The sequence below is a fragment of the Rhizobium sp. SG741 genome (assembly GCF_012275435.1).
GTDB lineage: Bacteria > Pseudomonadota > Alphaproteobacteria > Rhizobiales > Rhizobiaceae > Rhizobium > Rhizobium lusitanum.
This window is the reverse complement of the sequence record NZ_JAAZQP010000015.1, coordinates 128795-143459: the sequence shown is the minus strand read 5'-3', so window position 1 is coordinate 143459 and position 14665 is coordinate 128795. Positions and strand designations below refer to the sequence as shown.

At 57.1% G+C, this 14665-nt stretch carries 11 protein-coding genes and 1 pseudogene; 2 read left to right on the top strand and 10 right to left on the bottom strand.

The window, feature by feature from the left end:
- Window positions 1-199 precede the first annotated feature (199 nt).
- The 7 genes and pseudogenes from FHT29_RS29480 to FHT29_RS29450 all read right to left on the bottom strand — a co-directional run bounded on the left by FHT29_RS29480 (window position 200) and on the right by FHT29_RS29450 (window position 8021).
- Window positions 200-553 (bottom strand): hypothetical protein, encoded by a 354-nt coding sequence (locus FHT29_RS29480; RefSeq protein WP_168600788.1) that lies wholly within the window; start codon window positions 551-553, stop codon window positions 200-202.
- Window positions 520-936 carry a hypothetical protein gene (locus FHT29_RS29475; protein ID WP_168600787.1) on the bottom strand — a complete coding sequence of 139 codons (417 nt, stop codon included), beginning with the start codon at window positions 934-936 and terminating at the stop codon, window positions 520-522. Before FHT29_RS29475 ends, FHT29_RS29480 begins: the two co-directional genes overlap by 34 nt.
- Window positions 937-990: 54 nt before the next feature.
- Window positions 991-2133 carry a hypothetical protein gene (locus tag FHT29_RS29470; RefSeq protein ID WP_168600786.1) on the bottom strand — a complete coding sequence of 381 codons (1143 nt, stop codon included), beginning with the start codon at window positions 2131-2133 and terminating at the stop codon, window positions 991-993.
- Window positions 2134-2794: 661 nt separating this feature from the next.
- A complete protein-coding gene (locus FHT29_RS29465) occupies window positions 2795-4075 on the bottom strand; it encodes a type II toxin-antitoxin system HipA family toxin (RefSeq protein ID WP_168600785.1) in 1281 nt (426 codons plus the stop codon).
- Window positions 4075-4416, bottom strand: a complete 342-nt coding sequence (locus FHT29_RS29460; RefSeq protein ID WP_168598783.1) for a helix-turn-helix transcriptional regulator — start codon at window positions 4414-4416, stop codon at window positions 4075-4077. The genes FHT29_RS29465 and FHT29_RS29460 overlap by 1 nt, the downstream gene beginning before the upstream one ends.
- A gap of 328 nt (window positions 4417-4744) precedes the next feature.
- Window positions 4745-4945, bottom strand: coding sequence for a hypothetical protein (locus FHT29_RS29455; RefSeq protein ID WP_168600784.1), 201 nt, complete (start codon window positions 4943-4945; stop codon window positions 4745-4747).
- A gap of 105 nt (window positions 4946-5050) precedes the next feature.
- Window positions 5051-8021, bottom strand: a pseudogene (locus FHT29_RS29450) (Tn3 family transposase).
- Between the two features lie 129 nt (window positions 8022-8150).
- Between FHT29_RS29450 and FHT29_RS29445 the strand changes: the two are divergent.
- Both FHT29_RS29445 and purN read left to right on the top strand, forming a co-directional pair.
- Complete coding sequence (locus FHT29_RS29445) at window positions 8151-8837, top strand: recombinase family protein (RefSeq protein WP_168600783.1); 687 nt, start codon at window positions 8151-8153, stop codon at window positions 8835-8837.
- Window positions 8838-8839: 2 nt separating this feature from the next.
- Window positions 8840-9472, top strand: coding sequence for a phosphoribosylglycinamide formyltransferase (purN, locus tag FHT29_RS29440; RefSeq protein ID WP_168600782.1), 633 nt, complete (start codon window positions 8840-8842; stop codon window positions 9470-9472).
- Between the two features lie 361 nt (window positions 9473-9833).
- On the opposite strand, the gene FHT29_RS29435 is transcribed toward purN, so the two are convergent.
- The 3 genes from FHT29_RS29435 to FHT29_RS29425 form a co-directional block, all read right to left on the bottom strand.
- The gene (locus FHT29_RS29435; protein ID WP_168600811.1) at window positions 9834-10787 is read right to left on the bottom strand and encodes a S1/P1 nuclease; all 954 of its coding nucleotides are present in this window, start codon (window positions 10785-10787) and stop codon (window positions 9834-9836) included.
- 96 nt (window positions 10788-10883) lie between these two features.
- Complete coding sequence (locus FHT29_RS29430) at window positions 10884-12437, bottom strand: hypothetical protein (RefSeq protein ID WP_168600781.1); 1554 nt, start codon at window positions 12435-12437, stop codon at window positions 10884-10886.
- 17 nt (window positions 12438-12454) lie between these two features.
- Window positions 12455-14539, bottom strand: a complete 2085-nt coding sequence (locus FHT29_RS29425) for a phospholipase D-like domain-containing protein (RefSeq protein ID WP_168600780.1) — start codon at window positions 14537-14539, stop codon at window positions 12455-12457.
- Window positions 14540-14665 lie beyond the last annotated feature (126 nt).

Sequence of the window (14665 nt, the reverse complement as noted above, 5' to 3'; positions counted from 1 at the left end):
ACTTATTTGCACACGCGGGGCGCCGATGCTTCTCTTCTCGGATACTGTGAGCAGATCACGCAGTTCGGCGCGCCACCAAATCCAGATATCCGAAATGCTATGCAAAGCGTCTGGCAATAGAGCTGTCCCAACAGAAGTCCTACACGGTTCTATGGTGTTATACCGAACCGATCGCGTCGGGGCTTTACCTCCACCACGTCTATCCACAATCATATGGTAGTTGAAGGGAGTATCCGATTGCCATGCTACCGTCCAACGGCTGGTTGGTGTCCGCGCCGCTCAAGATGAATTCATTACCCATTGTGCTGGAGCCAGACCGGTTCCGACCAAAAAATATGTAGGTCTGATGCGTGATCGTCGTGAAGCGGCCGGTCTTGCAGTTGCCACTGAAGTTATCGCTCAACTTGATCCCCAGCTCATCAGCAATGCACTTGTCGGTCACGTTCTGCACGTAGTCGCGGCAGAAGGCGACCGCATCTTCCCGGCAGTGTTCGACCGAAATGATTGCGTTCGGTGAATTCAGGCCCTTCCGCGAGGAAACGGTGACCTGCATCGCGGCACGGTCCCGTCGTAGATTTTGTTCTTATCCTGGCCGTTCGCATCGACCGGCTCGCCCAAGATCACTGATTTATAAGCTCCGATAGCCTTTGTCATCGCAGACTTGAGGCATTCTACATCGCCACCGCAGGCGTTCCGCTCGGCGAGAAGCGAGCGCGACAGCGACTTAACAGCTGACGGTGATGACTTCTTCGCCTGCCGGAACCCAGCGGCCATCGCATCATCGAGAGCAGACAATTCGTCGTTTGAGCATATCGCCCGCTCATCAGCGCTGACCGCCTTTCGGCAATCGAAGCCGCCTGATTTGGCCGCATCAGGACATGTGAAAGCAAAGAAGCCGAAAGTCGCGGCAAGGAGGACATACGAAATCGGCTTCAATCTACTTCTCCAACCATGGCATTCGCGTTTCGAGATCATGTCGCGGCCGATCTGCTACATCAATGGAACCTCTCGAATGTAGGTTGGAGTTTTGTTCACCAGGTTCGTGTAGCCAGCCGTACTGTGGGCGCTTGTCGATGCGGGGGTTGGATGAAGGAACCTCGTGTGGTTACCCGCTGAAAAGAACGCTTTGGATGCGGTGGATGACAGTGGGACACTGTGAGCGCTTGCAGCATCGCCATGATGCGGGACAACTATGGCTGTGTACGACATGCCCGCAAGACTGCTGACGTGGGAATTGGCGTCCGCGATGATCTCGTCGTACACGCAGTCGCCAGGGAGCAATCCCAATTCAGTGCCATCCTCGAAAAGAAGGATCAGACCATCGTTGTTCGAGGTGGGATGAGCCGGAGCCGTTCTCATGATCTGTAGCTGCTGACCCGAATGTAAGGGCACGCCAACGTGAGGTGCGCTCCAGCGACGTGTTCGGGATTTTACGGTTACATCGAAGAAAAGCAGGGGCTTCATCCCGCTGGGTACAAAGAACTCTGAAACCCTTGTCTCAATCCTTCCGTCCCAGACCAGCATCCTCCAGTGGTCGCTGTCGGCGTGTGATAGGAAGAACTTGACCGTTCTTGTGTTGAGCAGAGTCAGGAGTTCACTGACAAAGCCCGGTAGAAGATAGGCCGGGCGCTTGATCGGCGTCCCGGCACCAGCATCCACCAGATATCCGAAGGAGGAATTGTAAACGAGAGACGCCATTCCCTGGCCTACTTCAAACCCGGACAGGGAATACGGTGCTGATGCACCCCCTTCGAACTCGACATCCGAACTGTCCGGGAAATCTGGAAGCTTCGGTCCACTGACAACCTCAATGTTAAGGACGTTGAAGCGCTCCGGCGGCCCGGCCTGAAAGGCTCTGTAGATCCACGTCTGTCCAGCGTTATCGCCTGCGAGCGTCAGCTTTATCCAATTTTCCTGCAGTTCTCTCCGGCAGGGGCATTCTTCATCTTCGCAGAGCCCCAGAGCAGAAAGGTCGACATCAGCTTCGATGATGTACGCCTGGACCCCTTTGTCAAAAGCACTCTCGTTAAAATCATCCTGGCGAACTCCTGTTAGGAGAACGCATGTCGATCCCGTCCCATAGTCCGGGATTGCGGCGCCGAGTTCCAGCTTGCAAAAGAGCACGAAATCCAAGGATACCCCCTCCGAGCATCAAGGATTTAGAGTTTATTGAGTTTCGGGAATTAGTCTACGGCGGCGCGATATGTATTGCGTCCGCGCTTCGCCAAAGCAGTCACGCCGCTACCTGGTTCCGCCCGCCGCGCTTTGCCCTGTACACAACGTCGTCCGCCCGCGTCATGACGCATTCAAAATCTCCGAGCCCATCACCGATAGCGATGCCAACGCTTGCCGTCTCGGCCATTGACTTTTCGCCCCATGAAACGGGCTCAGCAGCCATTCGTTGCCTTTTCTACTCGGCGCGATATTTGGCTTCCTTCAAATCCTCCGTAGCCAGGACGATCCCGAACTCCTCCCCGCCAACCCGGGCAATGAACTCGACCTCCCTCAGCAGCTCATTCGCCCGCGTCAAACCAACAGAAGTTCGCCCGGCAAACTAGCCCGGCCTTTTTGGCTTGTCTAAGCGATTTGGGGAAACCTATTTTGGATTTCAAGGGAATTCTATTGGAAAAACAACGGTCCGAAAGTGAGCCAGGGAATCATTACGTTGGACACGACAGATCGACTAGCGCTGGATACCAGTCGCAAGCGCCCGCCGCCGATTGGCGTCGCCTTCATCACATTTTCGGACGCAATGGTCCAGTCAACGAGATGGCATGCTCGATATTGCGCTGGGTCACGACACTTCACGAACCAAACTGAGAGTTTGTAATCGCGACAGAATGCGATTTCCCCTTTCCTCCCCCAGCAGTTCAGGCGCGAGAGCCGGCCAGACTTCCAGCGCCTGCTCAACAGTGCTGATTACTTCGCGAAGAATGGGTTTGGGATCAAGCCTTAGGAAGCTTGCAACCCTTTCGAAGCGATGAAGGTTCACATGCTCGAAACTATGCGTTTTCACAAACCGGAGTGCCATGGTGTCCGCCGGCATATAGAGAACTGTCGGTACGATGTCGTAGGCTGGAGACAGCCGTATTTCACCCGGCCGCGGGAATAGGAAAGACCAATTCTTCAGGTGGCTGTCGCCGTTGCCGATCAAGACGTCGGCGACAACGCGGCGTACCGCCTCCATGATATCGTCACGATGGTCGGTGCTGAAGCGTCGAACCACGTTAATGATGGTCTCTGTCGTGGCCATCGTGTATTTTCGATCACCTATCGCTCCGAGGATCTGACCTGCATCTTCCATATGAATGCGAGAGCCCTTTCCCGCCCGGTCGAAGCGGTCGACCACCAAGACATTCTGTCCATGCGCCAATAGCTCTTCGGGCACTCCTTTCACTGCGTTGCGAGGAGCCAGACGGCACACCGCAGTCCTGACTCCGATTGCGTTTGCCAATTGCATGGCGCCGAATTCGGCCTCTGGAAGGCCTGGAAAACGCTCACTTCCAACCTTTATGATGCAGCGACCGGTATCCCCATGACCGGGGATCGTTAGCCGCTCTCCGTCAGGATTTACCGTAAACTTCAGCTGGATACCGGCCAGGGAAAACTTCACGGTTCCCGCGGGAAGTGGTGCCTTGAACCCCTGCACGTTCTCCAGGGTAATCGGCCCTGCCGACGATGGTACATCGGTTTCAGGGACCACAAGGACAGCGCCCGGCAGGTCCGCGCCAAGCCGGGTCAGGACATCGAATTCATCGTGGTTGCCTGGCCCCATCTCGGTCAGAACGAGATCTCGCAAAGCTCCCTCCGGAAGCAGCCCTGAGAACCATGGCGGCAGCGTACCATGCAAACCGATCTTGTCACCTCGTCTGGCCAAGCGATCGCGCGTGCTTGCGTCATCCTCGGGGTCATACCATCCAAGACTCAGGATAGGACGGTTCGCGTCGCGAAGGTAAGGCTCGGCAACGATGAATGCAACACCACCGTCGGCATCACGGGTCAACGTCCCAGCTCTCACCGTGCCACGCGTCCGATCAAGAATGTGGACACCGAGTATGGCTGATATCTTTGCCATCAGGGTGCCTCGTCTTCATCGAGGTCGACGAAAAGCTCGTCAAATGCATTGGGGGCCTGCGTCGTGTGGTGATGATCGTTGCTCTCATTAATGAGATGTCGCACAGCAGCCAATCGCGATCTGGGCACCAAGACCGGCAAGAGGTCGAGTGCATCACAGATTTCGGCAAACAACGTCAGTCGATCTCGTCCTAAGCGGTTGTTGGTGAGGTCACGCTCCAACTCCGATATCCGCGCCCGGTCGCGACCAAGCCGCTTGGCGAGTTCGGGCTGGCTGAGCCCTCGCTGCTTTCGTGCAACAAGCAGCTGCTCTCCGAGCATGTTGTAAACTGACGAGCTCATGCGGAATTTCGCCTCTTTTGCTTTCAATGAGCGGAATACCGCTATGAGTTAACATAGCAACACATGCGGAATTACGCAATATCTGACACCGGGAAGCGGAATATCGCTTGAAAAACTCTGGAAGTCGATTGCAATCGTATGACCCTCCAGACACGAAGGTACCCCCCGAGCTCACGAGACTGAAGCGCCTCAATGCGCAGATGCGTCAGAAACTGGCGGCTGATCGGCGTTCTGGGTTCGAAATCCAAGCCAACGTAAAATGCTATCATCTATGGCTGACGCTGCCAGCCTATTGGCGCTCGCAGAGTTTAGGTGCTGCAGCAGCCAATCACGAAAGCGGCCGCTTGCGTCGCGCCAGCACGATCACCACAACGCCGATAATGGCGACCAGAGCTCCCCGATAAATCCAAGCGGACTGATCGATCATGAAGCTCTCCACCGGATATGGAAAATACCCGCTGCCCTGACCCATCCAGACGAGACCGACCAGAACGAGTAGTCCTCCTAAAACATATGCAAGCTTCACCATAGCGATCTCCTTGTTCCAGACTGGCGAGCAGAAAGAGTAAGCCAAATGGCCTGGTGCCTTAACGGCCCCTGAACATTAAAGGGGCATAGATATACGGTAGGCGGATCATGGGATGAACGGGATTGCGCGGAACCCGTTTTTATCGAAATCCGGTTTTTCTTCCCACAGGTAATCGCCGGTCAGGTTCACATGCTCCCATGTGAGCGGCGACAGGCTGGAGAGGAGATGGTCCGGGATGGCCTGTCCCGCATTGCGCAAAGCATCGACGACGCGACCGGTGTAGATTGTGTTCCAATGAATGATGGCGGTGACAACCAGGTTGAGCGCGGATGCCCGGATCGAAAGATTTTCCTGACTACGATCGCGGAAACGGCCGAGACGATGAAGATTCACGGCCCGCACGAGGCTGTTCCGGCTTTCGCCTTTGTTCAATTCGGCCGTCGTGGTCTTGCGTAGTTGCTCATCGTTGATCCAGTCGAGAGTGAAGAGGGTTCGCTCGATCCGGCCCATCTGGCGCAACGCCTGGGCCAGACCGCTCTGTCTCGTTGTCGCCGAAAGCCGCTTCAGCATGAGTGAGGCGCTGACTGTGCGGGTGCGCAGCGAGGTCATCAGACGCAAGATATCGTCCCAATGCGCCAGGATCAGATCGGGGTCGATCCGGTCACCCATGACGTTCTGAAGAATTCCGTATTGCTTGGCCGGTCCGAAACCATAAAGGCATCGCCCGTCGAGATCGGGGATGCGCGGCAGAAACGCGAAGCCGAGGGCATGGCAGAAGGCGAACACAAGATCGCTGACGCCGCCGCCATCGACATGGTGACGGGCAATATTAAGACCAGCGTCGGTTTCCAGCAGTGCGTCGAGCACATGAACGGCTTCACTCGCAGTCGCGGCGATGATTTTGGTGTGGAAGGGCGCGTATCGACCAGAGATCGCGGTGTATAGCTTGATGATGGGATTGTTTCCATACCTACCATTGACGCCGCCTGCCACCTCGCCACCATCGCCAAGGTGGATATGTTGTCCGTCCGACGAGGAAACAGCGTGCGATCCGAACACAGTTGAGAACGGCGTGGAGTGTTGGGCCTCGACCAGTCTGGCGAGTGCCAGCGCGAAGGTCTCCTCGCGGAAATGCCAGATTGCCATTTGTTGTAATTGACGGCGTGTGATGCCAGGGCAAGCATGCGCCATCTTCGAGAAGCCGAGATTTGTGGCTTCGGCGATCAGCGCCGCATAGAACACCCGCAGATCGGATGATGGCCGACCTGTTTGAAGATGCTCGAACAGCGAGCTGAAGCCGATCATCCGGTCGATATCGGCCACAAGGTCCGTCAACCGGATCGGCGGCATGGTGGCTGCAACGCGTCTCGCAAATGCTATTGCGGCTTCAGTTTCCGTGGTCTTCACTGCTGGAACCCGCAATCCTTTCGCGCCGATGCGGGTATCGCCCCGGCCGGCTTCCAGGCGACGTGCCGCCTCACGCAGCTTTTGATCCAGTGCTTCGGCTTTCTGGGCGAGATAGGTCTCGACGTCGGTCGGAATCGCGACCGGGATGCGGGCCTCTGCTTTGATGACAGCAAACGTCTGTTGTGAGATCATGTGCTCGTCAAGTGCGCGGTAGGCGCGGGACCCCCTGATCCATATGTCTCCGGCGGCAATCCTGTTCTTCAGTTCGACGATGAGAAACAGTTCCAGCATCTTCCGGTCGATCGTGCCGTCACCGCCAACGATTTCCTTGCGCCATCGCGCATTCGCCAGCAGCAGCGCCTTGTGGACCCAGGGCTGCTCTGCCGATCTGGAGCCATTCCTCCAGGCAGTTTCCATCTGTACGATAGCCTCGATGAAATAGGTGTTTCGGCGGTTTCCTTCGAAGGTGAATGATGCCAGAAATGGAGCGGTGAACCGCCGGACACGGACATATTGAACCGACAGGTAGGTGATCAGATCATCCTCGCTCCGAGGCCTTTTGACCGCCTTCGCCGAGGCTGTTGCCTGAATGAGCGCGTCCCAGCTCGTGACAGTGGTCACCGCTTCATCAAGCGAAAGCCCGGATTCGCGTTGAGCGGTTATGGCTTCGCCGAAATTTGCGAAGAAATCGAGTGCGGATGTCGCTGATGATGCGCTTTCGATGAGTTGCTTGTCACGGGCTGACTCTGCCTGCCGAAAACTCTTGCCGATCAACGTCTCAAACATGCCGATCGCCGCGTCGGTGAGTGCGACTTCCATTTCCAGAAGAAACGCCGCTAATGTCGTGTGACGGCGGCCTGGGCGCATCTGTTCAAAGTTCTGGGCAGTTAGACGACGACCTTCCTGTGCCATCCGGCGAACACGGTGAGCCGGGATCGCCTGAAGCACAGCATTGGAAATATCGACATGCCGCACGGCCCCCAGCCGATCGATCAACCCCCGCATGGCCGTTGCCCCTGCTTTGCCGGGAGGCTCCCGCAACCAAGATATGCCGCTCTGTTTTGCGCGTCGTCCCGCACCGAGCAATGCTTCCAGGCGCACGACGAGATCGGGCGTCAATCTTGCAGCAACATCGGCATACAGAGCCACTTCGGCTTCGGTGCACGCTTGCCCCGCCAGCCGCTCGAGCACGGTAATGCCAGGAATAACGATGCGTCGCCGCCGCATCTCATCAGCCAGGGTTGCGACGACAAATTTATCTTTCGTCGAAGCGATCGCAATGCCGCGTGCAAAAGCAAGCAGATCGGTGCGCAAAGGATGGGACAATTCGGTGAAGCCATAGTGCTGGCGAAGGATGGCAAGCTGCTCGTAGCGAGTTGGTGCTCTCCGCGCAAAAGTGGCAAGCGCCTCCGGTTCGATCCCGAGTTGTTCGGCCAAAAACGACAGCGCCACGGCAGGGATGACTTCCCCGCGCTGAATCAGGCGACCCGGATAACGAAGCGCGCAGCTGAAGCGCCAATCCCAATCGGGTATCATCATGGCGCCGCGTTTCGATAAGACGGCGATCGTCGTCATTGAGGCTCCAATGCCGGATCAGGGTGTCGTCATCGGTGGGCAGCGCAAGGAAATTCTGCCGTTCAGCATCCGTTAAAATCATACGGCGGGGCATCGGTACTCCGTTTGTCACAAAAAGATCGGAGATAACCGTTCACGGAGCTTACATTGCAAGACGGGTTATGTGACAATCTACAGACTTTGGCGGGGCCAAATGAAGAATGTCACACAGACGGACGTATAAATGACAGCCTTGATCGGATATGCGCGAGTGTCGAAGGCCGATGGCAGTCAGGTCCATGACCTTCAACGTGATGCGCTGGCCAAGGCCGGGGTTGAGGCCGAAAACGTCTATGAGGATTCCGCGTCAGGAAAGAAGGACGACCGCCCTGGTCTGGCGGCTTGCCTGAAGGCGTTGCGTCGCGGCGACACGCTTGTCGTCTGGAAGCTCGACCGGCTCGGCCGTGATCTGCGCCACCTTGTCAATCTGGTCGACGATCTCACGAAGCGGAATATCGGCTTGAAGGTGCTGGCCGGCGAAGGCGCGTCGATCGACACCTCGACTGCTAATGGCCGACTGGTGTTCGGAATATTCGCCGCTCTGGCTGAGTTTGAACGGGCGCTGATCATCGAGCGGACCAAAGCAGGTTTGGCAGCCGCTCGTGCCCGCGGTCGCAATGGCGGTCGGCCGTTCAAGATGACGGCGGCGAAACTGCGTCTTGCCCAGGCAGCGATGGGTCAGCCTGAAACGAAAGTAGGCGATCTTTGCACCGAACTCGGCATTACCCGCCAGACCCTTTACCGTTTTGTTGGGCCAAGAGGCGAATTGCGAAACGACGGCGAAAAGCTCATGCAGCGTCGGACCACCGTGCGGTCAGGACCCATATCGATTCAGGATCAAGTTCTCACCGAAACCAAAAAGCGAAAATAGGCATGAGCTTCACTACAGATATCGCCGACAGGTCGGAGCAGCCACTGCGCCTCGCATTCCTGGCATCCAATAATGGCTCATCTTTCCGGGCAATTGTACAGGCTATCCATGACGGTGAAATGAGAGCCGTCGCCTGCGTGGTCGTTAGCAACAAATCAACGTCGGCCGCTCTCGATTACGCAGCGGCGAACTCAATCCGTTCGGTTTGCATTCCCACTCACCCTGATGAAGATGCTGCAGATGAAGCCTTGCTACAGGAACTTCGAGACGCGCGGGCAGAACTCGTCGTTTTGTCAGGATATCTTCGTAAACTGGGGCCTCGGACACTGGAAGCCTTTGAAGGTCGGATATTGAACGTCCATCCTGCACTCCTTCCCAAGTTCAGCGGAAAAGGCATGTATGGCCGAAGGGTTCACCAAGCCGTCTTCGATGCTGGAGAGACCGTAACCGGGGCAACAGTGCATGTGGTAGATGGCGAATATGATCATGGCCGCGTTATCGCCCGTAAATCGGTCGAAATCACTCCGGCCGATACTGTCGAAACCATCGAACGAAACGTCATGCAGGCCGAGTGTGCCCTGTTCGTCGAAACCATCAGCCATATCGCCGCCGAAGACCTTAGTTTGCCGCTTTGAGCAAGCCGCGCCCCGGCTGAAACCGCTACCGTATATCCGTGCCCCTTTAATGTTCAGGGGCCAAGAGGCTTGGATGCGAGGGATAGAGGATTCAGCTAAGCGGAGGCACGGTGCCCGGACATCGGCGATCACGGCCTTTGCATTGCAAGAGGGGGGCGGAACAAGAACTGTTCCGCCCCCTTTTTGCCCGATTCAAGCGCCGTGGGCTCTGGAGCGTTGGAATTGATTGGGGTGAGCGGCGCTGAGACGCCAATCTGCAAGACTCTGGAAAAGCCTCCCAGAGCGCATTGACGGGGTTGCAGACCTTCGTCGTGGCAAGCGCGATTGAGGAGAGCCGCGAAAAACCGTCCGACCTGTGCCGCTACTTTAAAGCGACCGTAATCAGGTTGGCGAGGCGAGCTGCCGCCAGCGCCGCCTGATTTCGCCCCGTCGTCAGGGCGTTGGTCTCATAGGTCCGGTCAAGCATGTACGGGGCAGGTCCAGATCGAACCGGCTCGGCGTATGCCACGTCAATCGCGAGCTTCTGACTTTCCTGAAACCACTTCTCGGGATCGTGCTCAGCGGCTAAGGTCGTATCAGGCTCCGGGAGCCTTGTATCAGCATTCACCAACCCGTCGAAAATTGCGCCATATGGGGTCGAGTAGCCGCCGAAAAGCCCATCCCAGTAGGCATGTAGTTTCATCTTCGCTCCGGTCGCGGTCACCACCTCATCGAGGTTACCGCCTTGGTCGCCATGCTTGTGTGCCTGTGAAAAGCGGGCTGTTGCATGGAGGGGCTGGTGTGCGTCACCGACCAGATGGATCAGCCAAACAAGGTCGTAGGATCGCACATCGTCCGCCAGGCCTGAGCTTGACGATAGTCCCTGGCTCAAAACTTTGATTTGCGTCAGAGCGTTCACCGGATCGGCATCCTCCACCGGCGTGCCATCCGTGGAGAAACCGATGTCCTTGAAGTGCCAGTAGCCGTGGGAATAATGATCATAGTATCCGACGTTCCGTCCTGCCTGCGGGTTCGTCGCCTTGTCTCCGTTATTTGTGTATCCCTCGATCAGGCCTTTGATATCGTCTGCCCAGGTCGCCGCCTTGATGAACGCATATTGCGCCTTGAGACTTTCGGGCACGCCGGCGACCCAGCGGTCGTATTCTGGGTTCAACTTGATCAGCGCATCCGCCTTAGCGCGGATTTCGGGGGTGAGCCGGTCGTAGGCGACAGCCGCGATCTGCATGTGGCCCTCATCCCACCAGGCCGCAGCCGGTCGGGTTCCGGCTGCGATAGCGAGAGCTGAAAAAACAACGGCCCGAAATGTTTTGGACATGTCCTGCTCCATTGACGAGTGAGAACTCTGGTGATTGAATTTTTAGCCGACGATCATGGCAGCCAAATTTAGGTCTCCAAGGATAACCCGCTCAGGTTATGAGGATTTGCGGACTATCGCGTGCTCAAACCCCGACCAGACCTCTCCCGGAGGCCGGTCAAGTAAGTTGACGGCTCGTCTCAAAACTTCGAGTTGGCGGGAGTCGGCCGCCCTGCTCCAATATAAAGTATGGGTGAAACCATGCGCCTGTCCGCGAATCTCCCTCAGGTCGATGTCGATCACACCTGGCCCAAATTCCTCGCGCAATGGCCCCGAAATCAGGTCCCCCTGAAATATCCACTGTGAGTGGTCGAAAATGTTCGTCCATCGGACGGCACAGAAGAGCGCCGCATGATGCAGCTCCCACGTCTTATCAGGATCACGCCACGGGAAGGAAAACAGATTGCCTTCCTTTTTTCCTGCCGCAAACATTCCGGCGTCGATAGCGGCCTGCAGGTTGTCCGGATCGAGCTTTTCACGCACCGGAGGCGAGCAGGGCATCTCACGTGCGATCATCCGGGCATCAAGGTCCGGCCGGCCGGCCGCCATCAGAAACTCGGCATGCGTCAACGGTGATCCGAGTGTGACGAAATCAGAAATGATCCATCGCGTGGCAGGATCGCCCGGTCCTCGGGCGGCATTTTCATCATGCGCCGCCATGGCCTGTCGCAATCTTCGCTGTCCATCGCGCCACCGCAGGAGCAGAGCAGCGTCATCCGGCTTTGCCTCGATAAGCGGGGCGACCTCTTCGAGCACCTTCAGTGCATCAAAGGCAACTGTCCCCTCTTTGATCTGCCGTGCCAGGCTTTTCCTCGCCCAGAAAAAGGCGAGCAGCTCATAGGCAAGGATCGTTCCGAGACTGTGTCCAACCAGGATAATGCGATCGTACTGCTTGTCACTATGGAGCGTTTCCAACAGCGCCAGGCCGCGATCGCGGACCGCCTTTCTCGCGGCGATGTTGCTCGGCGTCGCGCGGGTATATCGCACGACCCGGCCGAAGGTCTTCTGGATGGTGGCGTGTGTGTAGGTGCCGACCGCCGCAAGGCATGGGAGCACAAGCCAGCGGTAACTCCCGAAATCGGGCACGTGCCAGCCAAATAGAACTGTGTCGGGAGGAATGACGGCCAGCACGCCAAGGACAACGAAAGCGATGGTCACCAGCCAGAGCGCGATCCACGCTAGCACGACATTGCGTGGCAGGTTCGTGACGGGGTTGCGGAAGAGCAGATAGTGGAGCCAGGAGACGAATTCCTCCCACGGCGTGCCGGCGGTAAGATCCGCCCAATAGAGCTCGAAGAAGTCGTTGCGGACGCCACGATCGAAGACGCCCGGCGAAGGGGCGCTTTCGCGTGTGGTGATGCGTCGTAGTTCCAGGGACCCGAGCCGTTCGTCCGGCTTGCTCCAGATCTCGGTGGGGTCGGGCATGCCATTTGCCGTGGCGACGGGATCTCCCTGCCAAACCGTCCGCACGAAATCCTTGATCGTGTCCATCGGCCTTTGTTCGCCCATCCCGTGAACAACGATGATCGCCTGTTTTGGAAATCTCGCTTGAAGGACCGGCGGCGGTTCGGCTCCGTCATCTGCAGGCAATATCGTGTCGTGCTCTCCCATCGTCTGCGCCGCTCCTGTCACTTGCTCAGGAAGTAGTCGCGGCTGGACGGCGGGCCGCCGGCAGCGAACCACCGCGATTGCCACTGGTCATTCAAGCGAAGGAAGCCCCCGGATTTGGAAACCGGCTCTTTGCCGGTCGCAATCAAGGCCTTTCGCCGTTCGTCCTCAATCCTTGCACGCATGACGTAGTGATCGTACGTATCCAGGACGTGGACGGCGTAAGCGATCGCAAGCGCCTGGTTTCCGCGGATAATCAGCAAGTTCTCGTCGTTCTGATAGGACGCTTTATAACCAAGATTGTGACTGCCGGTGATCACCGTGCAGTTCGTCGGGTGCAGTGGATCGATGACGATGATCTTGTCGTGGATGATCGCGTAACCCGCACTGAGAAGTTCCGGACGAAGATCACCGGTTCGAAGCGTTACGGCAGAGGCACGGATCATCGCGACGCGGCTGTCGTCACCATCTGGCCACCAGATGGCAGGTTGTGGGAGCTTCTTCACCTCGCCGGTCGGCGTCTTGTAGGTTGTGGGCGTTCCCGGCTTTGGCGCCGGCAATGCATTGGGGTTGCTGATCGCGCCCTGAACCAGCAGATCCGGCCGCTTTTTCGCGAGATCCGCAGCCGTGCCGATGATGTTCTGCTCACCTCGAACACCGGGATAGAAGGTGAGAAAGAAGATCGCGTCGCTTGCATGCTTCATGAGCGAGTAGACCCTCGCGAGGTCGATCGGCGTCGGGGAGTCACTATCTTTGGTCGGCTCTTTGGTGTTCGGTGAGAAGAAGATCTCCACCTTTGAGCCAGCTGCGACCGTGACTTCCGGCTTGGGTTTGGCGTTGGCAGATCGAAGAGTATCTGACTGCACAGCGTTATTTGCAGCGAAGCCTGTCGCGCTTTTTTTGCCTGCCTTTGCTGTCAGCGGGACACCGGTTGGCTGTCTGTCCGCGAGAAGGTCGTTCCAGAAACCCAAATAGCGCTCGGCAATCGCCTCGTCATCAAGCAGGATCACGTTGTTCGATTGGGTGCAAAGCCCAGTTTCCGTCCAATTGGTGCTGCCTGTCATGACGGCTTTGGGTTTTCCGCCTTCGACGAAGACCGCGAACTTGTTGTGGCCGATATGGTCATCGTTGTTGAACAGACGGTCGTGAACGTTGGAGCCGTTCGCTGCGTGCAGACGCAAACGCGCCGGGTAGTTTTCGACGTCCCAGACGATCGGCTGCTTTGGCGGGGGCGCTCCCTTCGGATTCACATCCGCTGAGCTTGCGGTGGATAGGATGACGCGGGCCTTGCCCGTCTTGACGAGAGCTTCCAGGCGGTCGATCAACTCAGGGTCATGCAGCTCGTAAAGCGCCAGATAGAGCTCGCCGGTCGCGGATTGCTCTGTGCGGTCTATAAGGTGCAAGAGGAAGCTCAATACGTCTGCGGTCAGGAAGAGACGGATCTTGTCGTTCCTGACCGGGATATGTTTCTTGAGCGTCGACAAAATGCCAGTGGCCTTGCCGTTGTCGATCGGACCGGCAGCAACTGCCTGCGGTTTCTTACCCCGGATGTCTTCCAGTTGGCGTAGGAGGTTCTGGGTCGACAGAATCCCGTTCGTGAAGGTCGCCTTGATAGAGCCTCCGGATGGAAAATCATGGCTAACATCGATCGTCGGCGTTGAAATCGCTGGTCCCAGCGCGAATATCGGCTTTTGTTGTCCGACGTAACGCGGCTTGCCATGTTCATCGAGGTAAGGTGCGGTAGCCGAAGGCGGTAATTTGTCTTCCGCCTTGCCCGCCAAGCCCAAGGGGACCACCTCGTAGTGGATCTTGAAGTCGATCGGACGGACATCGGTAGTGTTGCGTGAGCGCCGTAAAGTTAGGTCTCGCCATTGATATTGCTGGATAGGCCAAACGGAACTGTCCTGTTCCAGCCAATCGGGATTGGATTGGTCGGTAAAGGCGATCCAGGTTGGCAGAATTCGTTTTGTGCCGGCATCGTCTCCGGTTTCATGGACCCTTGTCACCATGAACCCGATGCAGCCGGCGATCGGGCCGTCGGCGGCCCATGCAACATAGGCAACCTCACCATTACACCAAGCGTGTGCACTCGTCAGTTTGCCCATTGCTCCTCCTAATGATGCGAGCCGATGCTTTGTTTCGTCTGAAGGAGGATCACTCTTCAGTCGGAAGAGCGGCCTCGCAAAAAAATATTAGAAAGCGCGTCTCACCGGATTGAGCGGCAGCCTTCG